We start from the raw sequence: 21510 nt of genomic DNA on the forward strand, positions 1-21510 counted from the left end.
TTCGATTGCCGACACATCGGGCCGGGTCCGGCGGATTGTGTTGCTGCGGACCGGTGACACGCCATAGAGTCGCCAATCGTCGGCATGGTGTCACGCTGACCTATCGATAAGTTTCCTGGTCACATCCAAGGAGGTAAGACGACTTGTGAATGAGTCGACATTTACTCCTGGGGGTGGTCAACCAGGGATGCCCGCACGGGGTCTGAGCCCGATCGGGCTCGAAGCTGTCGGCTCCGTCGCTGTCCGCACCTTCGCCACTCACCAGCACATGACGACAGCCCCCCAGATGATGGACGGCCTACACGTGAACGCCACGGCCGGCAACGAGAGTGGTCGCAAGTCCGACCACTTCGCCGACTTCGCCGAGGTGCCCGAGGGGCACTTCTACGACCCCGATGCCGAGTACGAGCCCGATCCGGAGTACGCGGCCACGCTCGCACCCGACGCCGCACGCCAGCGCCGCGAGCGGATCGGCCCGACGGGCCGGCCGCTGCCGTACTTCCCGATCCCGGGTCCGCTGACCGATCACGGCCCCGCGAAGATCATCGCGATGTGCAACCAGAAGGGCGGCGTCGGCAAGACCACGTCGACCATCAACCTGGGTGCCGCGCTCGCGGAGTACGGACGACGCGTCCTGCTCGTCGACTTCGACCCGCAGGGTGCCCTGTCGGTCGGCCTCGGGGTCAACCCGATGGAGCTCGACCTCACCGTCTACAACCTGCTCATGGAGCGGGGCATGTCGGCCGACGAGGTCCTGCTGAAGACCGCAGTGCCCAACATGGACCTGCTCCCGAGCAACATCGACCTCTCGGCCGCCGAAGTGCAGCTGGTGAGCGAGGTGGCCCGCGAGTCCACCCTGCAGCGGGCTCTCAAGCCGCTGATGGCCGACTACGACTACATCGTGATCGACTGTCAGCCCTCCCTCGGCCTGCTCACCGTGAACGCCCTGACGGCGGCTCACAAGGTGATAGTGCCGCTCGAATGCGAGTTCTTCGCGCTGCGCGGCGTGGCCCTGCTCACCGAGACCATCGAGAAGGTCCAGGAGCGGCTCAACCCGGAACTGGAGCTCGACGGCATCCTCGCCACCATGTACGACTCCCGCACGGTGCACAGCCGCGAGGTCCTCGCGCGCGTCGTCGAGGCCTTCGACGAGCACGTGTACCACACCGTCATCGGGCGCACGGTGCGCTTCCCGGAGACCACGGTCGCCGGTGAGCCCATCACCACGTACGCCTCCAACTCGGTCGGTGCGGCCGCCTACCGTCAGCTCGCCAGGGAGGTGCTCGCCCGGTGTCACGCCGAGTGAGTCTTCCGGGGGCCGACGAACTGTTCCGTACGACCGGGGGGATGGGCCTTCAGGGCTCCTCACCCGCCGAGCGGCGGCGCAAGGCCAACGGTGAGGCACGCGTGCCGTCGCCGGCCGGGGAGAGCGGTTCCCGGCCGGACGCGGGACAGAGCGCGGGACCGGCGGGACCGGGCAGCGGTCAGACCGCTTCCTCCCGCGAGGAGCACACGGCGGCCGAGGCCGACGGGAGCGAGCCTCGCAGCCGCGGCGGCGAGGCCGACCGTGCCGCCCCTGCCGGGACGCCGGGGCCCAGGCCGTCCTCCCAGGAGCCGGTACCCGCCGTGCAGCAGCAGCGCAGGCGTGGCGGCGGACGTGGGGCGAACCGCAGGCCCAGCGGCCGGGAGCGCCACGACGAGAAGATCACGGTCTATGTGTCGGCCGAGGAACTGATGGACCTCGAGCACGCCCGGCTGGTCCTGCGCGGCGAGCACGGGCTCGCGGTCGACCGCGGACGTATCGTCCGTGAGGCCGTCGCGGTGGTCCTCGCGGACCTGGAGTCCCGGGGCGACGCGAGCATCCTCGTACGGCGCCTGCGCGGCCGCTGAGCGCGACGGCGCCGGTAGCCTGCCCGGGAGGCAGGGCCGCCGACCGGTGGCCCGGCCCTCGGGTACGGGCCACCGCCCGCCGCCTCCCCGCCGCACCCCTGGACCGCGATGCCGACGCCCGACGACGCCGCCCGCCCGCCCCGCCGGACCCTCGGCCGCGGGCCGGGCGCCGCGCCCACGCCGGCCCCGCCGCCTCCCGGGTCACCGGAGGCGGCCGAGGTCTCACCGGCCCCCGCACCGGACGTCCCCGACGTGCCGCCCGAAGAGGTCCCCGGGGAGACCGGTCCGTCCGGGGAGCCGGGCGCCAAGCGGTTCACGGTCCGGCTGGTGAACTTCGAGGGTCCTTTCGATCTTCTGCTCCAGCTGATCTCCAAGCACAAGCTGGATGTGACCGAGGTCGCCCTGTCCAGGGTCACCGACGAGTTCATGGCGTACATCCGGGCCATGGGCGCGGACTGGGACCTCGACCAGACCACCGAGTTCCTGGTCGTCGCCGCGACCCTGCTGGACCTCAAGGCCGCCCGGCTGCTTCCCACCGCCGAGGTGGAGGACGAGGCGGACCTGGCTCTTCTGGAAGCGCGGGACCTGCTCTTCGCCCGGCTGCTGCAGTACCGCGCGTACAAACAGATCGCGGAGATCTTCCGGACCAGGCTGGAGGCCGAGGCCCGCCGGTACCCCCGTACCGTCGGCCTGGAACCGCACCATGCCGAGCTGCTGCCCGAGGTGGTCATCAGCATCGGCCCCGAGGGGTTCGCCCGGCTGGCCGTGAAGGCCATGCAGCCCAGGGCCGAGCCGCAGGTGTACATCGACCACATCCACGCACCGCTGGTCAGCGTGCGGGAACAGGCCGAGATCGTGGTCGTACGCCTGCGTGAGGCGGGCGAGCTGAACTTCCGCGCCCTCACCGAGGACGCCCCCGACACCCTCACGGTCGTGGCGCGCTTCCTGGCCCTGCTGGAGCTCTACCGGGAGAAGGCCGTCACCCTCGACCAGGAGGAGGCGCTGGGTGAGCTCGTCGTGCGCTGGTCCGGCGGCGAGGACGCGAGTCCGGCCGTGACGGACGAGTTCGACCAGGAGATCCACCGGACGCACGAGGAAGCGGAGGACGTACGGGCATGAGTGAGCAGAGCCACGAGGAGGGGCAGGCGACCGGCGTCGCCCGCCTCGACCTCAAGCCCGCCCTGGAGGCGGTCCTCATGGTCGTCGACGAGCCCGCGACCGAGGAACACCTCGCCAAGGTGCTCCAGCGCCCCCGCAGGGCCGTCGCGGACGCCCTGCGGGAACTTGCCGACGAGTACACCGTGCAGCGCCGTGGATTCGATCTGCGGCTCGTCGCGGGCGGATGGCGCTTCTATACCCGCGCCGAGTACGCGGAGGCCGTCGAGGGCTTCGTCCTGGACGGCCAGCACGCACGCCTCACCCAGGCGGCTCTGGAAACGCTGGCGGTGGTCGCGTACCGCCAGCCGGTGAGCCGTTCCAGGGTCTCCGCGGTGCGCGGAGTGAACTGCGACGGCGTGATGCGGACCCTCCTCCAGAGGGGCTTGGTGGAGGAGGCGGGCGCGGAACCCGAAACAGGTGCGATCCTGTACAGGACGACGAACTACTTTCTGGAGCGTATGGGCCTGCGAGGCCTGGACGAGCTCCCGGAGCTCGCGCCCTTCCTCCCCGAGGCGGACGCGATCGAGGCTGAGACGCTAGAGGGTGTGCCGTCGTTCGATCCGGACGCACCGGACACCCCGGATACTCACGCAGACGACAAGACGGAATTTTGATGCGAAGCAGTGGCAGGAACAGCGGCAGCGGCAGCGGCAACGGCAAGAGCGGCGGCAACCGGGACAACCGGGGTGCCGGCGCCGGCCGCGGCTCCCAGCCGAGGACGGGTGGCGGTCGGGATGACCGTGGTCCCCAGTCCAGGACGGGTGGCGGGCGCGATGACCGCTCCCAGCCGAGGGCCGGTGGCGGTCGGGATGACCGTGGCTTCCAGGCGAGGACGGGTGGCGGTCGGGATGACCGCGGTCCCCAGTCCAGGACGGGTGGCGGGCGCGATGACCGCTCCCAGCCGAGGGCCGGTGGCGGCCGTGACGACCGTGGCTTCCAGCCCAGGACGGGTGGCGGTCGGGATGACCGCGGCTTCCAGGCGAGGACGGGTGGCGGTCGGGATGACCGCGGTCCCCAGTCCAGGACGGGTGGCGGGCGCGATGACCGCTCCCAGCCGAGGGCCGGTGGCGGCCGTGACGACCGTGGCTTCCAGCCCAGGACGGGTGGCGGGCGCGACGAGAAGCAGGAAGAGCAGCGTCTGCGCAATCCCCGTCCGGAGCAGCGCCGCTATGACGTGGGCTCCGACAAGCCGGGCGGCGACGGCGGCCTCCGCAAGGGGCGCGGCGAGGCCGCACGCGGCGGAGCCAAGGGTGGCCCGAAGGTCGCACAGCACGTGAGCAAGGGCGGACGCCGTGTGGGCGCCCCGTCCCGCCCGCGTGAGCTCGACGCCAAGATCGAGCAGCGCAACCGGGACAGGTACGCGGGCAAGCCCGAGATCAAGACCCCCAGGACGAACCCGGGCGCCGAGCAGGAGGGCGAGCGTCTGCAGAAGATCCTCGCCCGTGCCGGCATGGGTTCGCGCCGGGCGTGCGAGGAGCTCATCGAGCAGGCCCGGGTCGAGGTCAACGGCGAGGTCGTCCTCGAGCAGGGCAAGCGCGTCGACCCGACGAGGGACGAGATCAAGGTCGACGGTCTGACCGTCGCGACCCAGTCGCACCTCTTCTTCGCGCTGAACAAGCCGGCCGGTGTCGTCTCCACCATGGGTGACCCCGACGGCCGTCAGAACCTCGGTGACTACGTGAACAACCGCGAGACGCGGCTGTTCCACGTCGGCCGTCTCGACACCGAGACCGAGGGCATCATCCTGCTCACCAACCACGGTGAGCTGGCCCACCGTCTGACGCACCCCAAGTACGGCGTGAAGAAGACCTACCTGGCAGCCATCCAGGGACCCCTCCCGCGCGACCTGGGCAAGCAGCTCAAGGACGGCATCCAGCTGGAGGACGGCTACGCCCGCGCCGACCACTTCCGGGTCGTCGAGAACGTCGGCAAGAACTACCTGGTCGAGGTGACCCTCCACGAGGGCCGCAAGCACATCGTCCGCCGGATGCTGGACGAGGCCGGCTACCCGGTCGAGCGGCTCGTGCGCACGTCCTTCGGGCCGATCCCGCTCGGTGACCAGAAGTCCGGCTGGCTGCGCCGGCTCACCAACACCGAGGTGGGCATGCTGATGGCCGAGGTCGGTCTGTAACCGCACTCCTCAAGGGGCCCGCGTCCGGCTCCTGTTCGCTCTCGAACAGGAAGTCGGCCGCGGGCCTTTTGCTGTCGCCCTCCACCCTTTATAGTCAGACTGACTATTAAGGAGGCGGGCGTGAGTCTCGCGGACATTCTCGATCCCCTGCAGCAACCCCTGATGACGGTCCTCGGTACGCCGGTCAGCTGGACCGAGGTCCTGGGCTTCGGCAGTGGAGCGCTCTGCGTCTGGCTCGTGGCCCGCCAGCACCTCGCCAACTGGCCGATCGGCATCGCCAACAACCTCTTCTTCATCCTGCTGTTCACCCAGGCCGGCCTCTACGCCGACGCGGGCCTCCAGATCGTCTTCATCGCCCTCGCCGCGTACGGCTGGTGGACCTGGACCCACGGGGGTGGGCCAGGCACGTCCGTCCTGCCGGTGCGCGGCACCACCCGCACCGAATGGGCCTGGCTGCTCACGGCGGGGGCGGTGGGGACACTCGCCCTGACCCTTCTGCTCTCCCGCGCCACCGACTCGACGGTTCCGTTCTGGGACGCGCTGACCACATCGCTCTCGCTCATGGCGACGTACGGACAGTGCCGCAAGCGTGTCGAGTCCTGGTGGCTGTGGATCGCCGCCGACATCGTCTACATCCCGCTGTACGCGTACAAGGAGCTCTACCTCACCTCACTCCTGTACGCGGGCTTCCTGACGCTCTGCCTGATCGGCCTGCGCAACTGGAGCCGCGAACTGACGCCCGCGAAAGACCAGTTGACCGGAGTCCCGGCATGAAGCGATACGGACACGGCCTCGTACTCGGCAAGTTCTATCCGCCGCACGCGGGTCACCACCACCTCGTCCGCACCGCCATGGACCACTGCGAACGGCTGACGGTCCTGGTCTGCGCCGCCTCGGTGGAGTCCGTCCCCCTCGCCGACAGGGTCGCCTGGATGCGGGAGGTCCACCCGGAGGCGACCGTGGTGGGGGCCGTCGACGACATCCGCATGGACCTCCATGACCCGGCGGTCTGGGACGCCCACATGGCGGTCTTCACCGAAGCCGTCCCGGAGCGCGTCGACGCCGTCTTCACCTCCGAGTCGTACGGGGACGAACTGGCCCGCCGTTTCGGCGCCGCGTCCGTCTGCGTCGACCCGGACCGCACCGTCTTCCCCGTCTCCGGTACGGCGGTGCGCAAGGACCCGGCCGGCTGCTGGGACTTCCTCGAACCGCCCGTACGGGCCGCGCTCGCCCGCCGGATCGTCGTCCTCGGCGCCGAATCCACCGGCACCACGACCATGGCCAGGGCCCTCGCCGGCCACTTCCGCGAGCGCGGCGGTGTCTGGGGCAGGACCGGCTGTGTGGACGAGTACGGACGGGAGTTCAGCGAACAGAAACTGGCCGCTCTCCGCCGCGCCGAACCGGGTGCGCAATGGGAGGACGTGGTGTTCACCACCGACGACTTCCCGCGCATCGCCGCCGCCCAGAACGCACGCGAGGACGCGGCCGCCGCCATCGGTTCCCCGGTCCTCTTCTGCGACACGGACTCGTTCGCCACCACCGTCTGGCACGAGCGGTACGTCGGCGGGCGCAACCCGCGCGTCGAACGGACCGCCGACCGGGTCGTCCACCACCTCTGGCTGCTCACCGACCACGAAGGGGTTCCCTTCGAGGACGACGGGCTGCGCGACGGCGAGGAGCTGCGGCCCTGGATGACGGACCGGTTCCGGGCCGAACTCACACGCACGGGACGCGAGTTCATCGAGCTGACGGGCCCCCACCCCGAACGCCTCGGAACGGCCGTCGCCGCCGTGGACGCCCTGCTCGCCCGTGGCTGGGACTTCGCCGCACCACTCCCGGAGCGACGATGAGCACCGCCCCCGAGGGGTACGACCCCCACGCGTTCGTCCCGTTCGCCGTCACCGTCGACCTCGCCGTCTTCACGGTCCGCGAGGCACGGCTCCACGTCCTGCTCGTGGAACGGGGCGGGGAACCGTACAAGGGCCGATGGGCGCTGCCCGGCGGCTTCATCCTGCCCAGCGAGTCCGCGGAGGAGGCCGCCCGCCGCGAACTCGCCGAGGAGACCGGCCTCACCCAGGACGCCGTCGGCGGCTTCCACCTGGAACAGCTCCGCACCTACACCGAACCGGACCGCGACCCCAGGATGCGGGTCGTCTCCGTCGCGTACGCAGCGCTCCTGCCCGACCTGCCCGAGCCGCGCGGCGGCGGGGACGCGGTCCGCGCCCAGTGGTGGGACGCGCGTGACCTCGGCGGCCTCGCCTTCGACCACGAGCGCATCCTCGACGACGCGTACGACCGGATCGGCGCCAAGCTCGAGTACACCTGCCTGGCCACCGCCTTCTGTCCCGCCGAGTTCACCCTCGGAGAGCTCCAGCAGGTCTACGAAACCGTCTGGGGGGTCGAGCTCGACCGCCCCAACTTCCGGCGCAAGGTCCTGGCCACACCCGGCTTCGTCGAAGCCGTCGAAGGATCGCCGCGCCGCACCGGCGGACGGGGGAAACCGGCCGCTCTGTACCGGGCGGGTGCCGCTTCCGCCCTGCATCCTCCACTTCTGCGCCCGGAAGGAAGAACCGAATGACTGCGACGAGGACCATGACGAAACAGGCTGCCACGGGGGCCCTGACCGGGCTGGCGCTCGGGGACGCGCTGGGCTTTCCGACCGAGTTCAACGATGTGCCGTCCATCCTCGCCAAGTGCGGGCCGTGGCGGCAGATGCCCCTGGCGACACCGGCGTTGGTCAGCGACGACACCCAGATGACGCTGGCCCTCGGGCGGGGCATCCGCACCGCGATGGACAGCGGCCTGCTGACGCCGCTGCGGCTGGTCGGGCCGGTGCGCGAGGAGTTCGTCTCCTGGTACCACCACCCGGACAACAACCGGGCCCCCGGCAACACCTGCCTCCAGGCGTGCCGTCTGCTGGACAGCGACCGACCGTGGCAGGAGGCCAGCCAGACCCGCTCCAAGGGCTGCGGGGCGAACATGCGGGTCGCGCCGGCCGGCCTGGTGCCGGGGCTCAGCGAGGAACAGCGCGCCGGAGCGGCACAGCTCCAGGCCGCGCTCACGCACGGCCACCCCACCGCGCTGGCCGCCTCCGACCTGATGGCCCGCGCGGTGTTCCTGCTGGCCCAGGGGGCGGAACCGCTCGGCCTCGTCGGGCAGTTGCGCAGCTACGCCTACGAGAACAGCGGCCGATACCTCACGCGCTGGCTCGGTGACCTGTGGAGGTACGCGGGCGACGCGTCGCCGGAGGCGTACATCCGGCGCGGCTGGGACGAGTGCCTTGCCGCGCTGTCGACGGTCCAGGACGCCTTGCGTTCCCCGTCGCCGGAGACCGACCCGTGCGAGGTGACCGGGGACGGGTGGATCGCGGAGGAGGCCCTGGCCACGGCCCTGCACTGCTTCCTGCTCTTCCCCGAGGAACCGCTGAGCGCCCTGCGCCGGGCGGCCTGCACCCGGGGCGACTCCGACTCGCTGGCCTGCCTGACGGGGGCGCTGTCGGGGGCGCATCTGGGGGCGGGGGTGTGGCCGAAGGAGTGGTCGGAGCGGATCGAGTACCGTAGCGACCTGTTGTCGTTGGGGGCGCTCTGGGATGCGTGATCCTGTGGCGGAGGTCCGCCCTCGAGCACCGGACGCGCTGGGTTGCGGTGCCGCGGTCCGGTGGTTGCCCCGTTGGGGGCCCACCCGACCACTCACGGGTCAGCCGGACGCCGACGCCCGGCGGGTGCGGATCAGGAACGCCTCCACGCGGGCCCGGTCCGGGGCCCGCGGCAGGGGAGTCGTCGAGGCAGCCGCCTCGTTCTCCTCGGCCAGGCGGGACATCCGGCGTTCCACCTCGGTCCAGGGGACCTCGCCCCGTCTGACCGCGAGCAGTTCCTCGCGGGCGTCACCGACCTCGATCATCAGCCGCCCCGTACGCAGCAGATCCCGGCTGCTCGTCAGCAGGCGCAGCAGATGCATGGCGTGCTTCCAGCGCGGCGCCCCGTACTGCCGCACGTCCGCGTCCAGCTTGCGGCGCTGCCCCAGCGCGTAGCCCGCGAAGCTCTGGTGGGCGAGCCGCGACAGGAACGCCCCGCGCAGGCCGAGGAGCTCCCGGCCCGTGGCGTCGACCCGCTCGACGAGCGGTGAGTGCAGGCACTCCAGCACATTGGGGTTGGCCCGCAGCGCGAGCTCGCAGAAGCGCTCCAGCTCCCAGGAGAACTGTTCCTCCGAGGGGCCCTCGATATGGGTCGGCGGCTTGTCGAAGCGCCAGAACAGCGGGGTGGGTGCCACAAAGACACCCCGCCGGTCCGTATCGCTGCCGGCCGTGTCGAGCCCGAAGGCGCGGGAGCCCATCACACACGAATAGACCGTGTGATCGCGGACGAGAACCTCGGCTTCGGGAGTGATCATGCCGAGAGGTTACGTGTGACGGGGGTGCCCGGCGCCAGTGGTTTACGCGAGCCGGATGCTCCCCCCGGTGACGGTGATCCGCTCGGCGGGCAGCGGACGCGTCGCGGGTCCGGACTCGACGGCGCCGTCCGTGACGGCGAACCTGCTGCCGTGGCACGCGCAGTCGATCGTGGTGTCGCCGACCTTCGAGACCGTGCACCCGGCATGGGTGCAGATCGCGGAGAAGGCCTTGAACTCGCCGGCCTTCGGCTGCGTCACCACCACCTTCCGTTCCTTGAAGACCGTGCCGCCACCGACCGGGATGTCGGACGTCCTGGCGAGCTCCTCGCCGCCGGGGGCCCGTGTCCCGGACGCGGGGGCGCTGGGCGTCGGGGTGCCGGGCTGGGGCGTACTGTCCCCGCCGCCGCCGCCGTCCCCGGACCCGCAGCCCGTCGCCAGTGCGGCGGCCCCCGCCGCTCCCGCGGTCAGGACTGTCCTTCGCCGTGCGTTCATCGCTCTCCTCGTGTCGGGACTTCCCGTGGCGACGATCGTGGAGCCACGGACCGGAATGGCGAAGCAACCCGACGGGTGTGTTCTCCGCGCGATTCCGGGCACCTCGTCGTCTCACGGACAGAGCGGCGCGACCACGGGCCCCGCCGCCCCTCTAGGCTGAATCGCGGAGGCGCGCGCCGAGCGCGCCGGTGCAGAAGCGAGGGGTACGACGTGGCGGTACGAGCGGTCCGCGGAGCCGTCCAGCTGGAGCGGGACGAGGCCGGGCACATGGACGAGCGGGTCGGTGCCCTGCTCACCGCCATCCTGGAGCGCAACAGCCTCGTCGCCGACGACCTGATCAGCGTCTGGTTCACCGCCACCCCCGATCTGCACAGTGACTTCCCGGCCGCCGCCGCCCGCGGCCTCGGCATCGTCGACGTACCGTTGATCTGCGCGCAGGAACTCGACATCGAGGGGGCCATGCCCCGCGTGGTCCGCATCCTCGCCCATGTCGAGACCGGCCTGTCCAAAGCCGGAATCAGCCACGTCTACCTCGGCGCCACCGGCGCCCTTCGCAAGGACATCGCCCAGTGAGAACAGCCGTCGTCATCGGTACCGGTCTCGTCGGCACGTCTGCCGCGCTCGCCCTCGCCGGGCGCGGTGTCCACGTGCACCTCGTCGACCGGGACCCGGCATCGGCCCGCACCGCGGCCTCGCTCGGCGCGGGTACGGACGAGGCGCCCGAGGGCCGCGTGGACCTGGCGATCGTCGCCGTGCCGCCCGCCCACACGGCTTCCGTGCTGGCCACCGCCATGCGTGCGGGCGTGGCGCGCGGCTACCTCGACGTGGCGAGCGTCAAGGGCGGCCCGCGCCGGGAGCTGGAGGCGCTCGAGCTCGACCTCGCGCCGTACATGGGGACGCATCCCATGGCCGGCAAGGAGCGCTCGGGCCCGCTCGCGGCCACCGGGGACCTGTTCGAGGGCCGCCCCTGGGTCCTCACGCCCACCCGGGACACCCACACGGAGGTCCTCAACCTGGCTCTGGAACTGGTCGCGCTCTGCCGCGCCGTACCGGTCGTCATGGACGCGGACTCCCACGACCGCGCCGTCGCCCTGGTGTCCCACACCCCGCAGCTGATCTCGTCGATGGTCGCCGCCCGTCTGGAGGAGGCCGACGAGACGGCCGTACGCCTCTGCGGGCAGGGCATCAGGGACGTCACCCGGATCGCGGCCTCCGACCCCCGGATGTGGGTGGAGATCCTCTCCGCCAATCCGGGCCCGGTCGCCGACGTGCTGGCCGGGGTCGCCGAGGACCTGGACGAGACGGTCCGGGCGCTGCGCGGCCTCCAGTCCGGTGACGAGGACAAGCGCCGGGCGGGCACCGAAGGCATCGAGGACGTCCTGCGCCGCGGCAACGCGGGCCGGGTCCGGGTGCCGGGCAAGCACGGGGCGGCCCCGGCCGCGTACGAGGTCGTGACCGTGCTCATCACCGACCGGCCGGGCGAGCTCGCCCGGATCTTCGCCGACGCCGGGCTGGCCGGGGTCAACATCGAGGACGTCCGCATCGAGCACGCCACCGGCCAGCAGGCGGGCCTGGTGCAGCTCATGGTGGCGCCGAACGCGGCGCCGGCGCTCGCCGCGACACTGAAGGACAGGGGCTGGTCGATCCGGCAGTGAGCGGCCGGGACCCACGGGGTACATGGGCCCGCCCGGCACTCGGTAACCTTGGGGGAGGCCGTATCGAGGCCCGACTCCGCCCACCCCGTGTACCAGGAAGGTGTCCACCACCGTGGAAACCGCAGCAGCCGCAGCCCCGACCGCCCCGGCCGCGGTGATCGTCGCCATCGACGGGCCCTCCGGCACCGGCAAGTCGAGCACCTCCAAGGCCGTCGCCGCCCAGCTCGGGCTCAGCTACCTGGACACCGGCGCCCAGTACCGGGCGATCACCTGGTGGATGCTGAACAACGGCATCGACGTACAGGACGTGGCGGAGGTCGCGACGGCCGCCGCCAAGCCGGTCATCGTCTCGGGCACCGACCCGGCCGCTCCCACGATCACCGTCGACGGCGAGGACGCCGCGGGCCCGATCCGTACGCAGGAGGTCACCTCCAAGGTCAGCGCCGTCAGCGCGGTCCCCGAGGTGCGCAGCCGGATCACCGGGCTGCAGCGGACCATCGCGGCGGAGGCGGAGCGGGGCATCGTGGTCGAGGGCCGCGACATCGGCACCACCGTCCTGCCGGACGCCGACCTCAAGGTCTTCCTGACCGCCTCCCCGGAGGCACGTGCCGCCCGCCGCAGCGGCGAGGTGAAGGGCTCGGACCTCGCCGCCACCAAGGAGGCGCTGATCAAGCGCGACGCGGCCGACTCCGGCCGTAAGACCTCGCCGCTGGCCAAGGCGGACGACGCGTGCGAGGTGGACACCACCGAGCTGACCCTTCAGCAGGTCATCGAGTGCGTCGTCACCCTCGTCGAGGAGAAGCGGGCCGCGAAGTGACCGACGCCACGGGGGCGCCCACGCCGCGCGGAGCGGCCGTCGGGCGAGGGATCGGCATCGGGCTGATGTACGGGCTGTTCAAGCCCCGCGTACTCGGCGCGTGGCGGGTTCCCGCCGCCGGACCCGTCATACTCGCGGTGAACCATGCGCACAACATCGACGGACCGATGCTGATGGGCACCGCGCCCCGGCCCGTCCACTTCCTGATCAAGAAGGAGGCGTTCGTCGGCCCGCTCGACCCGTTCCTGCGCGGAATCGGTCAGCTGAGAGTGGACCGTACGGCCGTCGACCGCACCGCCATCACCCATGCGCTCGGCGTACTGGGGAACGGCGGGGTGCTGGGGATCTTCCCCGAGGGCTCCAGGGGCGAGGGCGACTTCGCTTCCCTGCGTGCCGGGCTCGCGTACTTCGCGGTACGCGGCGGGGCGCCGATCGTCCCGGTGGCCGTTCTGGGAAGCACGGAGAGCCGGGGACGGTTGATATCGGCGTTGCCTCCGCTGCGCAGCCGGGTCGATGTCGTCTTCGGCGACGCCTTCCAGGCCGGCGACGGAAGCGGGCGCCGGACGCGTGCGGCGCTGGACGAGGCGACCGTACGCATCCAGGGCCGGCTGACCGCCCACCTGGAAAACGCCAGGCGCCTCACCGGGCGCCGGGTGACACTTGAGTAGTGGGCCGCGCTGACAGTGGCCCATCGATGATGATGCAAAGAGGAACGGACTTCATGAACGACCAGATTCACTCCGACGGCTCGGACCACGAGCACGGAGCACTTGGCGATGCCGAGTACGCGGAGTTCATGGAGCTCGCCGCGCAGGAGGGGTTCGCTCCCGAGGACGTCGAGGGCGCTCTCGGTGAGGCCGGTCACGGACCGCTTCCCGTCCTCGCCGTCGTCGGCCGCCCGAACGTCGGCAAGTCGACCCTGGTGAACCGCATCCTCGGCCGTCGCGAGGCCGTCGTGCAGGACAAGCCGGGTGTCACCCGTGACCGCGTCAGCTACGAGGCCGAATGGGCCGGCCGCCGCTTCAAGCTCGTCGACACCGGTGGCTGGGAGCAGGACGTGCTGGGGCTCGACGCCTCGGTGGCCGCCCAGGCCGAGTACGCGATCTCGACGGCCGACGCCGTCGTCTTCGTCGTCGACGCGACCGTCGGCGCCACCGACACCGACGAGGCGGTCGTGAGGCTGCTGCGCAAGGCCAAGAAGCCCGTCGTCCTGTGCGCCAACAAGGTCGACGGACAGAGCGGCGAGGCCGACGCCACCGCGCTCTGGTCGCTCGGTCTCGGTCAGCCGCACCCGGTCTCCTCGCTGCACGGCCGCGGCACGGGCGACATGCTCGACGCCGTGCTGGAAGCGCTCCCCGAGGCCCCCGAGCAGACTTTCGGCACGGCCATCGGCGGCCCGCGCCGCATCGCGCTGATCGGCCGTCCGAACGTCGGGAAGTCCTCGCTCCTGAACAAGGTCGCCAACGAGGACCGAGTCGTCGTCAACGCCATGGCGGGCACCACGCGTGACCCGGTCGACGAGCTGATCGAGCTCGGCGGCATCACCTGGAAGTTCATCGACACGGCCGGCATCCGCCGCAAGGTCCACCTCCAGGAGGGCGCCGACTACTACGCCTCGCTGCGTACCGCGGCCGCCGTGGAGAAGGCCGAGGTCGCCGTCATCCTGATCGACGCGAGCGAGTCCATCAGCGTCCAGGACCAGCGCATCGTCACCATGGCAGTGGAGGCGGGCCGCGCGATCGTGCTGGCCTTCAACAAGTGGGACACCCTCGACGAGGAGCGCCGCTACTACCTGGAGCGGGACATCGAGACGGAGCTCGCGCAGGTCGCCTGGGCGCCCCGTGTCAATGTCTCGGCCGTCACCGGCCGGCACATGGACCGTCTGGTCCCGGCGATCGAGACCGCCATCGCCGGCTGGGAGACCCGCATTCCCACCGGCCGGCTGAACGCCTTCCTCGGTGAGATCGTCGCCTCGCACCCGCACCCGATCCGGGGCGGCAAGCAGCCCCGCATCCTGTTCGGCACGCAGGCGGGCATCAAGCCGCCGCGGTTCGTGCTCTTCGCCTCCGGCTTCCTGGAGCACGGCTACCGCCGCTTCGTCGAGCGCCGCCTGCGCGAGGAGTTCGGCTTCGAGGGCACCCCGATCCACATCTCGGTCCGGGTCCGCGAGAAGCGCGGCCGCAACAAGTAACACGTCGGCGTCGGCACGACGAAGCCCCGGACCACTCGCCCTGTGCGAGCGGTCCGGGGCTTCGCCGTGCCGTCAGTGCTCCCGTGACCCGGGCGGCAGTGCGGCGGGCTGGGCGCGTCCCGCGTGCCGGCCGACGCGCTGCCAGGAACCGGGATTCCCGGTGTGCGTGGTCTGCCCGCCGCCGGCCTGCTGGCCGCTCAGCGGGGGCCGGGTGCTGAACAGTCCGGCGCCGAAACCCGGGTACGAGAGATTCTCCTCGCCGCTCCGGTCGCCCGGCAGGGCGCGGAACGATCGCCGGTATTCGGAGTACAGCGCATCGTAGATGGGAGTCGGCGACTTCCCGCCCGATGGGTCCTGCGACGGACGCATGGCAGGAATCTGACTCTGGTGCTGGCGGGAGGGGTCGTATGAGTGCACGTAGGTGCCAACGACTTCGTCGCCGGTCGGATGCGGGCCCGGGTGAGAAATCCCTGTTCGGCGGGGGTGTGAGGGACGTACCGGCACGGTCAGGTACCGGCCAGCGGCATCGTGGCGGCCACCAGGAGGCCGTTGACGGCGGCCTTCTCCAGGGCGTCGCGGAGGAGGTCCTCGCGCGGCTGCTGGCCGATCGAACCGGCCGGGGCCGCGAAGACCAGGACGGACCGTGCCTTGTTGGCCGCGGTCCGCCAGCCCTCGGTGACCTGGAGCGGCTGGTGGGCCTGCCACCAGGCCACGGGGGTGCCGCCCCCGGAACCCGGTTGCAGCACGGCGTGCAGCTGCCCCATGGCCAGCAGCACCGACCAGCCGGGGAGGACGGCCGGCAGCCTGCTCACGTCGGGAGTGGGCTGGAAGCCCTGCTCCAGCAGCAGCTGGAGAAATTCGTCGCCCCCGCTGCCGTCGGTGCCGGGCCGGGCGATGGGGCCGGTCGGTTCGACCACCAGGGCCGGCCGGAGATCGTCCTCGATCAGGACGAGACCGCTGGTGATGCCGAGGACAGCCTGTTCGGGCATGAGACCCTCCGGGTTTTCCGGCTCGCTGCCGGTGATGGATCGCACCGCCCCCTGGAGCTGGTCCTCCGCTACCTGGACGACCTGCGAGGGGATGCAGGTCGCGTGGGCGAACGCGAGCACGGCGGTCTCCTCGCCGACGAACAGCACCGTGCTGGTGCGTTCCTGCTCGGAGTCGCCGGGGGTCCGGCAGGAAGTGCAGTCGTAATTGCCTGGGGCGCTTTCGCCGACGAGCAGCCGGTCGGCTTCGGCATCGCCGATCTCGGCGCGTACGTCCTCGCTGACGTCGAGCATGCGCGGCACGGGTGGCTCCTCGAACTCGGTGCGTGAGCCGGGCTGTTCCCGGCTCATGAAAGAACAACGGAAGACCTACGGCCGGGGTCACGCGCGAAGGTGTACCGAAGTGCGGGAGTCCGCTTGTGGCGGGATCGGCCTATCCGGAAATCGGGTAGTGACCCATGCCCTGACGGCCCGCGGTGCCGGGTGCACAGGGGCCGACCGGGTGCGGCTCACGGGTGTGCCGCGTGGGCCGGGTTCCGGAACGGACTCATCCGCTTAGCGTGACCCGATGCCGCACCCGTGCTTCAGGCCCGCAGCCCCGCCCCCGTCCGTCCCGGTGGCGGGGGTCCTCCTCTCTCTCGCGCTGCTGTTCGCGCCATCGGCCGCGCTGGCCGCACCGCCGCCCCCGGTGCCGACCCCCGGCGCACCCGCGAGTGGCCCGCCCGGTGCGTTCCGGCCCGGTGGTTACGCCTGTGACGCGAGCAAGGGGCCCTGGGACTGCGTGGCCGCCTGCGAGAGCGGTGGTGACTGGCAGGCCGATACGGGCAACGGTTACTACGGCGGGCTCCAGTTCCGGCAGTCGACCTGGGAGGAGCACGGCGGCCGGGACCACGCTCCGCGCGCCGACCTGGCGACCCGTGAGGAACGGATCCAGGTCGCCGAGAAGGTGCTGGGAACCCAGGGCTGGGGTGCCTGGCCGCACTGCGGAGCCCCGTACCGCAGCCTGGGTCAGGTGCATACCGTCAGGCGCGGCGAGACGCTCAGCTCCATCGCCGCCGACTACGGGGTGGAGGGGGGCTGGCGGGCGTTGTACCGCGCCAACTCCCGGAAGATCGGCCCCGATCCGGACCGGCTGATTCCGGGAACAGTGCTGGTCATCGGCGTGCAGTGACCGTTCCGTGGCCTGCAGTGAGAACTTCTGTGCGAGTGCTGTGTGCTGACCGGGTGACAAGTAAAGTCCCCAACAGACCAGCCGAACAGGGGGATACGGCGACGCAATGCACATCTCATTTCTGCTCCACAACGCGTACGGCATCGGGGGAACGATCCGTACGACGTTCAATCTGGCCGGCCAGCTGGCCGAGCACCACGACATCGAGATCGTCTCGGTCTTCCGGCACCGTGACGCGCCCACGCTGGGGGCTCCCCCGGGGGTCCGGCTGAGGCATCTCGTCGACCTGCGCAAGAAGAGTCCGTCCTACGACGGCGACGCACCCGAACACGCCGGACCCGCCACGGTGTTCCCGCGCGGTGACAGCAGGCACAAGCAGTACAGCAAGCTCACCGACGCCCGGATCGCGGACCATCTGCAGTCGCTGGACGCCGACGTCGTCGTCGGTACCCGGCCCGGCCTCAACGTCCACATCAGCCGGCAGGCGAGGCGCGGACCAGTGCGTGTCGCGCAGGAACACCTGACGCTCGGCAGCCACCCGTACCGGCTGCGCCGCGAGATCGGCCACCGCTACGGACTGCTCGACGCCGTCACCACCGTGACGAAGGCCGACGCCGAGGACTACCGGACCCGGCTGCGACTGCCCGGAGTCCGGATCGAGGCCATCGCCAACAGCGTCCCGGCGCCCGCCGGCCCGCCCGCGGACGGCGACGAGAAGTGGGTCGTCGCAGCAGGCCGGCTGCACCGGGTCAAACGGTACGACCTGCTGATCGCCGCCTTCGCGGACGTGGCGGCCGTACGGCCGGACTGGCGGCTCCGGATCTACGGAAACGGTGACGCGACGGGCAACGAGCAGCAGGCACTGCGCCGGCTCATCGGCGAACTGGGGCTCCAGGAGCAGGTGTTCCTGATGGGCGCGGTGCACCCGATGGAGGCCGAGTGGCCCAAGGGCTCCATCGCCGCGGTGTCTTCGGAACGCGAGTCCTTCGGAATGACCATCGTCGAGGCGATGCGCAGCGGACTGCCGGTCGTGGCCACCGACTGTCCCTACGGCCCGGCGGAGATCATCGACGACGGCACCGACGGCCGGCTGGTGCCGGTGGGGGACAAGGCCGCGCTCACCGCCGCCCTGCTCGCCCTGATGGAGGACGACGGGCTGCGCCACCGCATGGGCCGCGCCGCCCTGGCCTCCTCGGCCCGGTTCGACCCGGCCAGCATCGCGGAGCGCTACGTGGGGCTGTTCACGGAACTGGTCGCACTAGGCGCGCGTGGCCGCTCGCAGAGCGCGCTGCGCACCGCGCTGCACCGCTCCCGCGGCACCGTGCTCGACGGGGCGTACGCGCTGCGTTACATGGCGGCCGATGTGATCCGCAGGGGAAGGGCCGCCTGAGGTCCGCCGACGGTTGCGGACACTGCCTGTCCGCAACCGCTGGCAGACTCTCCCCATGTTGGAGACCTCGGCACGACTGCTGCGCCTGCTCTCACTGCTGCAGGCCCACCGGGACTGGTCAGGAGCCGATCTGGCGGACCGCCTCGGCGTGACACCCCGTACCGTCCGCCGCGACGTCGACAAGCTGCGCGTACTCGGCTATCCGGTCCACGCGCATCCGGGCACGGGAGGCGGTTACCAGCTCGGCGCGGGGGCCGAGCTGCCCCCGCTGCTCCTGGACGACGAGGAGGCGGTGGCGGTCGCCGTGGGGCTGCGTACGGCGGCCGGCCACGGTGTCGAGGGCATCGGCGAGACCTCCGTCCGGGCACTCGCCAAGCTCGAACAGGTGCTGCCGAGCCGGCTGCGGCGCCGGGTGAGCGCGCTCGGCGCCTTCACCGTGCCCATGCTGCGCGGCCCGGAGACGTCCACGGTCGACCCCGGCGTACTCACCGAGCTGGCCGGAGCCTGCCGGGACAGTGAGCGGCTGCGGTTCGACTACCGCGACCACGGCGGTTCGGCGACGCGCAGGACCGTCGAACCGCACCGGCTGGTGTGCACGGAGCGCCGCTGGTATCTGGTCGGCTGGGATGTGGACCGTGCCGACTGGCGCACGTTCCGCGCGGACCGCATCACGCTGACCCCGCCCCACGGCCCCCGGTTCGAGCCCCGCCCCGCTCCCGCGGAGGACCTGGCGGCGTACGTCTCCAGGGGAGTCTCCTCCTCGGTCTACGCGGTGCGGGCGGTCGTCCGGCTGAGGGTTCCGATCGAACGGGCGGCCGAGCGGGTCTCGCCCTCCTGGGGGGTACTGGAGGCGGTCGACGAGCACAGCTCCCTGTTACGTACGGGGGCGGCGAGCCTGGATGTGCTCGTGATTCACGTGATGCTCATCGGCCTCGACTTCGAGGTGGTCGAGCCCCCGGAACTCACGGAGGCGATCAGGACGGCCAGGGACCGTCTCACCCGGGCACTGGGCTGAACGGCCGCGTCCGGGACTGTCCGGAGCAGTGGATTCCGGTCGGCGGGAGAGCAACGGACGGCCGGATCGCCGAGAAATATAAATCCAACATAAGGAAGCATGAATTTCAGGTGGACCTGGCGTTTCCGTGGCGCCTCGCCTGCGGGGAAATAGCAGGTCACCCGGAGTTCGGGGGCACATGCAATTCTCTGCCGTACGGGCGGTGATGTTCATTCCCGGGTGTCCCCGCATAACCTGTCAGTGATTTCGAACTGGTCGTTCGAGTGAAGCTGTTCGATGTAAACGGGCGTGGGGATTCTGTGACACAAGCGTGACCGGTACGGCATGTGGGGATGCGGTGCGGAGCCCTCGTATCCCGCCTTCCGTCACGGTCCCCGGCCGCCTACTGTGGTGGGTATGGCACCTACACCGACTCCTCCCGCACAGCCGGAAGACAGCCCTCAGTCGTACGTCGGCCTCGATGCCGCCGCCGCCGAGCTGCAGGCCAGGGGCCGCGGCTGGAAGACCGTCAGGGCGCTGCCTCCGGGCTCGATCATCACCATGGAGTTCATGCGGGGGCGGATCAACTTCGAGGTCGACGGGGCAGCCGTCACCCGCTGCTGGGTCGGCTGAGCGGCCGGCCGCCCGAGGTCCACATCCGAGCGGGCGAAGGCCCCGACCGCTTGAACCCAAGCAAGCTGGTCGGGGCCTTCGCTGTGCTGGGGAGAGGCTGTGCGTACCGGCCCCGCGCCGGGGCTGGTTCAGCTCCCGCCCAGGGGCCTGGCCGGGGTGGTGTTGGCCGTGCCTGCCCGGGGGGCACGGTCCGCGTGCGGCGGGCGGCGTGAGCCGGCCGGGGTGACCGGGGTCCGCTCGGAGCGCACCGTGTGGGCCCGCGGCCGGGTGCTGACCGCCGCGTGACCGGCCGCGCCGAGGGGCGGTCCCGTCTCCTCGGTGTCCCCGGCGCCCTCGATGACGAGCGACTGCGCAAGCAGCACGGGCTGCGGCCCGCCGACGGCGACGGGTAGGACCGGGGCCGGGCGCCTGCGTGCGCGCCACTGCTCGCGCACCGCGAAGATCCACGCCTCGGCACGGGTGATCACCGGTTCGAACCACGGCAGGCCCAGCATGATCAGCAGGCCCGCCGCCCAGCCCAGCAGTACATCGCTGAGCCAGTGGGTGCCGATGTAGACGGTGGTGAGTCCGACGCCCAGCGAGACCGTCGCCGACAGGGCCGACAGGTAGCGCCTGGCCCGTGGAGTAGTGGCCAGGTAGGCGAGGATTCCCCAGGTCACGACGGCGTTGGCGGTGTGACCCGAAGGAAATATATCTCCGCCCGCGAACATCTCGGCGGAGCCGATCTGTGTCGCGTAGTGCGGCCCGAGCCGTCCGAGGCCGATCTTGACGGCGCCGACCGTCACGTTGAGCAGCAGCAGGGAGGTGCCGAGGGTGAGCAGCGGACGCAGGGTGTGCTGGCGCCAGGACCGCCAGCCCAGCCAGCAGGCCACCATGACGGCGGTCGGGCCCCGCTGCCCCAGTACGACGTAGTAGTCGAGGAAGGCGTGGAGTTCGGGCCACTGCTGGTAGGGCCGGAACAGCATGACCTTCCAGTCGAGGGCCACCAGCCAGGACGAGACCAGCACGGCGAAGACGATGGCGAGATAGAACGCCAAAGTCCCGCCGAAGAGAGCGATGCGGTGGCGACTCATCCGCGGGATCTCTATCTTCGGCGGTTCCGGCTCCCGGTCCAGACGGGCAAAGATGTCGGTACGCACCCAATCGACGTTACAGCGAGTGAGTGTGAGAGCAGGCCGTTCCGGCTGCTTTGTGATGACGATGTGATGTGGACTTTGTCTCAGCAGGGCCTCAATTCCGAACGCCACGGAGAATCGCGGTGACCTTTCGTCCAATTGGTTCTGCGACCGTGTCGTAAGCGTGTCCGGGTGCCGGTGAAATAGTGGCCCACTGATCTTGTATGAAATTCTTCGGCCCATTCGCGGCGTGTGTCCAGGAGGTGGCGGAAGGGTGTCCCCGAGGTGCTGTCCACGTGTCCGCAGCCCGCTGCCCGTCCCGGTCCCGGGTTCCTCCGCGGTCCCCGGGGAGGGACCCGGTGCGGCGGGTCGGCGTGGCGTACGCCACACTCCGTGACGCACCGGGGTATGAGGTGGACCACGTCTGACCACGCCGAACTCGCGTACGCTGACGGATCACCCGCCCATCGATGCCGGGCCTGAGGGATGCCGTACGCG

General features: G+C 71.1%; 23 protein-coding genes. 18 read left to right on the forward strand and 5 right to left on the reverse strand.

Features of this window, described 5'->3' with window-relative positions:
- Window positions 1–187 precede the first annotated feature (187 nt).
- The 9 genes from F0344_RS29420 (at window position 188) to F0344_RS29460 (ending at window position 8776) form a co-directional block, all read left to right on the forward strand.
- Complete coding sequence (locus F0344_RS29420; RefSeq protein WP_185301645.1) at window positions 188–1306, forward strand: ParA family protein; 1119 nt, start codon at window positions 188–190, stop codon at window positions 1304–1306.
- On the forward strand, window positions 1303–1890 hold the full coding sequence (locus F0344_RS29425) for a hypothetical protein (protein ID WP_185302955.1): 588 nt from the start codon (window positions 1303–1305) through the stop codon (window positions 1888–1890). Before F0344_RS29420 ends, F0344_RS29425 begins: the two co-directional genes overlap by 4 nt.
- A gap of 108 nt (window positions 1891–1998) precedes the next feature.
- Complete coding sequence (locus F0344_RS29430; RefSeq protein ID WP_185301646.1) at window positions 1999–3009, forward strand: segregation and condensation protein A; 1011 nt, start codon at window positions 1999–2001, stop codon at window positions 3007–3009.
- Window positions 3006–3662, forward strand: a complete 657-nt coding sequence (gene scpB, locus F0344_RS29435; RefSeq protein ID WP_185301647.1) for an SMC-Scp complex subunit ScpB — start codon at window positions 3006–3008, stop codon at window positions 3660–3662. The genes F0344_RS29430 and scpB overlap by 4 nt, the downstream gene beginning before the upstream one ends.
- Window positions 3662–5179: a pseudouridine synthase gene (locus tag F0344_RS29440; protein WP_185301648.1), complete on the forward strand. Its 1518-nt coding sequence runs from the start codon at window positions 3662–3664 to the stop codon at window positions 5177–5179. Before scpB ends, F0344_RS29440 begins: the two co-directional genes overlap by 1 nt.
- Before the next feature lie 120 nt (window positions 5180–5299).
- Window positions 5300–5953, forward strand: coding sequence for a nicotinamide riboside transporter PnuC (gene pnuC / locus F0344_RS29445; protein WP_185301649.1), 654 nt, complete (start codon window positions 5300–5302; stop codon window positions 5951–5953).
- On the forward strand, window positions 5950–7029 hold the full coding sequence (locus tag F0344_RS29450) for an AAA family ATPase (protein ID WP_185301650.1): 1080 nt from the start codon (window positions 5950–5952) through the stop codon (window positions 7027–7029). The genes pnuC and F0344_RS29450 overlap by 4 nt, the downstream gene beginning before the upstream one ends.
- Window positions 7026–7757 carry an NUDIX hydrolase gene (locus tag F0344_RS29455; RefSeq protein ID WP_185301651.1) on the forward strand — a complete coding sequence of 244 codons (732 nt, stop codon included), beginning with the start codon at window positions 7026–7028 and terminating at the stop codon, window positions 7755–7757. The genes F0344_RS29450 and F0344_RS29455 overlap by 4 nt, the downstream gene beginning before the upstream one ends.
- Entirely contained in the window at window positions 7754–8776 is a 1023-nt protein-coding gene (locus tag F0344_RS29460) for an ADP-ribosylglycohydrolase family protein (RefSeq protein WP_185301652.1), read from the forward strand. The genes F0344_RS29455 and F0344_RS29460 overlap by 4 nt, the downstream gene beginning before the upstream one ends.
- A 99-nt stretch (window positions 8777–8875) precedes the next feature.
- Here F0344_RS29460 and F0344_RS29465 read toward each other — a convergent pair whose 3' ends face one another.
- The gene (locus tag F0344_RS29465) at window positions 8876–9568 is read right to left on the reverse strand and encodes a nucleotidyltransferase domain-containing protein (protein WP_185301653.1); all 693 of its coding nucleotides are present in this window, start codon (window positions 9566–9568) and stop codon (window positions 8876–8878) included.
- A 42-nt stretch (window positions 9569–9610) separates the two neighbouring features.
- Window positions 9611–10060, reverse strand: a complete 450-nt coding sequence (locus tag F0344_RS29470) for a Rieske (2Fe-2S) protein (protein WP_185301654.1) — start codon at window positions 10058–10060, stop codon at window positions 9611–9613.
- A gap of 210 nt (window positions 10061–10270) precedes the next feature.
- Here F0344_RS29470 and aroH point away from each other — a divergent pair, with 210 nt between their 5' ends.
- From aroH to der, 5 genes are all read left to right on the forward strand, one after another.
- Window positions 10271–10633 (forward strand): chorismate mutase, encoded by a 363-nt coding sequence (aroH, locus tag F0344_RS29475; protein ID WP_185301655.1) that lies wholly within the window; start codon window positions 10271–10273, stop codon window positions 10631–10633.
- The gene (locus tag F0344_RS29480) at window positions 10630–11715 is read left to right on the forward strand and encodes a prephenate dehydrogenase (RefSeq protein ID WP_185301656.1); all 1086 of its coding nucleotides are present in this window, start codon (window positions 10630–10632) and stop codon (window positions 11713–11715) included. The genes aroH and F0344_RS29480 overlap by 4 nt, the downstream gene beginning before the upstream one ends.
- 100 nt (window positions 11716–11815) lie before the next feature.
- Entirely contained in the window at window positions 11816–12532 is a 717-nt protein-coding gene (gene cmk, locus F0344_RS29485) for a (d)CMP kinase (RefSeq protein ID WP_185301657.1), read from the forward strand.
- Window positions 12529–13200, forward strand: a complete 672-nt coding sequence (locus F0344_RS29490; RefSeq protein WP_185301658.1) for a lysophospholipid acyltransferase family protein — start codon at window positions 12529–12531, stop codon at window positions 13198–13200. Before cmk ends, F0344_RS29490 begins: the two co-directional genes overlap by 4 nt.
- Before the next feature lie 53 nt (window positions 13201–13253).
- On the forward strand, window positions 13254–14723 hold the full coding sequence (gene der / locus F0344_RS29495) for a ribosome biogenesis GTPase Der (protein ID WP_185301659.1): 1470 nt from the start codon (window positions 13254–13256) through the stop codon (window positions 14721–14723).
- A 72-nt stretch (window positions 14724–14795) separates the two neighbouring features.
- Here the strand turns inward: der and F0344_RS29500 are convergent, their stop codons facing one another.
- The gene (locus F0344_RS29500; protein WP_185301660.1) at window positions 14796–15092 is read right to left on the reverse strand and encodes a hypothetical protein; all 297 of its coding nucleotides are present in this window, start codon (window positions 15090–15092) and stop codon (window positions 14796–14798) included.
- A 137-nt stretch (window positions 15093–15229) separates the two neighbouring features.
- Window positions 15230–16012, reverse strand: coding sequence for a hypothetical protein (locus F0344_RS29505; RefSeq protein WP_185302956.1), 783 nt, complete (start codon window positions 16010–16012; stop codon window positions 15230–15232).
- 265 nt (window positions 16013–16277) lie between these two features.
- Between F0344_RS29505 and F0344_RS29510 the strand changes: the two genes are divergently transcribed.
- From F0344_RS29510 to F0344_RS29525, 4 genes are all read left to right on the forward strand, one after another.
- The gene (locus F0344_RS29510; protein ID WP_185301661.1) at window positions 16278–16880 is read left to right on the forward strand and encodes a LysM peptidoglycan-binding domain-containing protein; all 603 of its coding nucleotides are present in this window, start codon (window positions 16278–16280) and stop codon (window positions 16878–16880) included.
- Window positions 16881–16986: 106 nt separating this feature from the next.
- Window positions 16987–18270 (forward strand): glycosyltransferase, encoded by a 1284-nt coding sequence (locus F0344_RS29515; protein ID WP_185301662.1) that lies wholly within the window; start codon window positions 16987–16989, stop codon window positions 18268–18270.
- A gap of 55 nt (window positions 18271–18325) precedes the next feature.
- Window positions 18326–19285, forward strand: coding sequence for a helix-turn-helix transcriptional regulator (locus F0344_RS29520; RefSeq protein ID WP_185301663.1), 960 nt, complete (start codon window positions 18326–18328; stop codon window positions 19283–19285).
- Between the two features lie 396 nt (window positions 19286–19681).
- Window positions 19682–19897 carry an I78 family peptidase inhibitor gene (locus tag F0344_RS29525; protein ID WP_185301664.1) on the forward strand — a complete coding sequence of 72 codons (216 nt, stop codon included), beginning with the start codon at window positions 19682–19684 and terminating at the stop codon, window positions 19895–19897.
- A 128-nt stretch (window positions 19898–20025) separates the two neighbouring features.
- Here F0344_RS29525 and F0344_RS29530 read toward each other — a convergent pair whose 3' ends face one another.
- Window positions 20026–21036, reverse strand: a complete 1011-nt coding sequence (locus F0344_RS29530; RefSeq protein WP_185301665.1) for a phosphatase PAP2 family protein — start codon at window positions 21034–21036, stop codon at window positions 20026–20028.
- Between the last annotated feature and the right edge of the window lie 474 nt (window positions 21037–21510).

Origin of the sequence: Streptomyces finlayi (genome assembly GCF_014216315.1) — a bacterium.
In the GTDB taxonomy this organism is placed as follows: Bacteria; Actinomycetota; Actinomycetes; order Streptomycetales; family Streptomycetaceae; genus Streptomyces; species Streptomyces finlayi_A.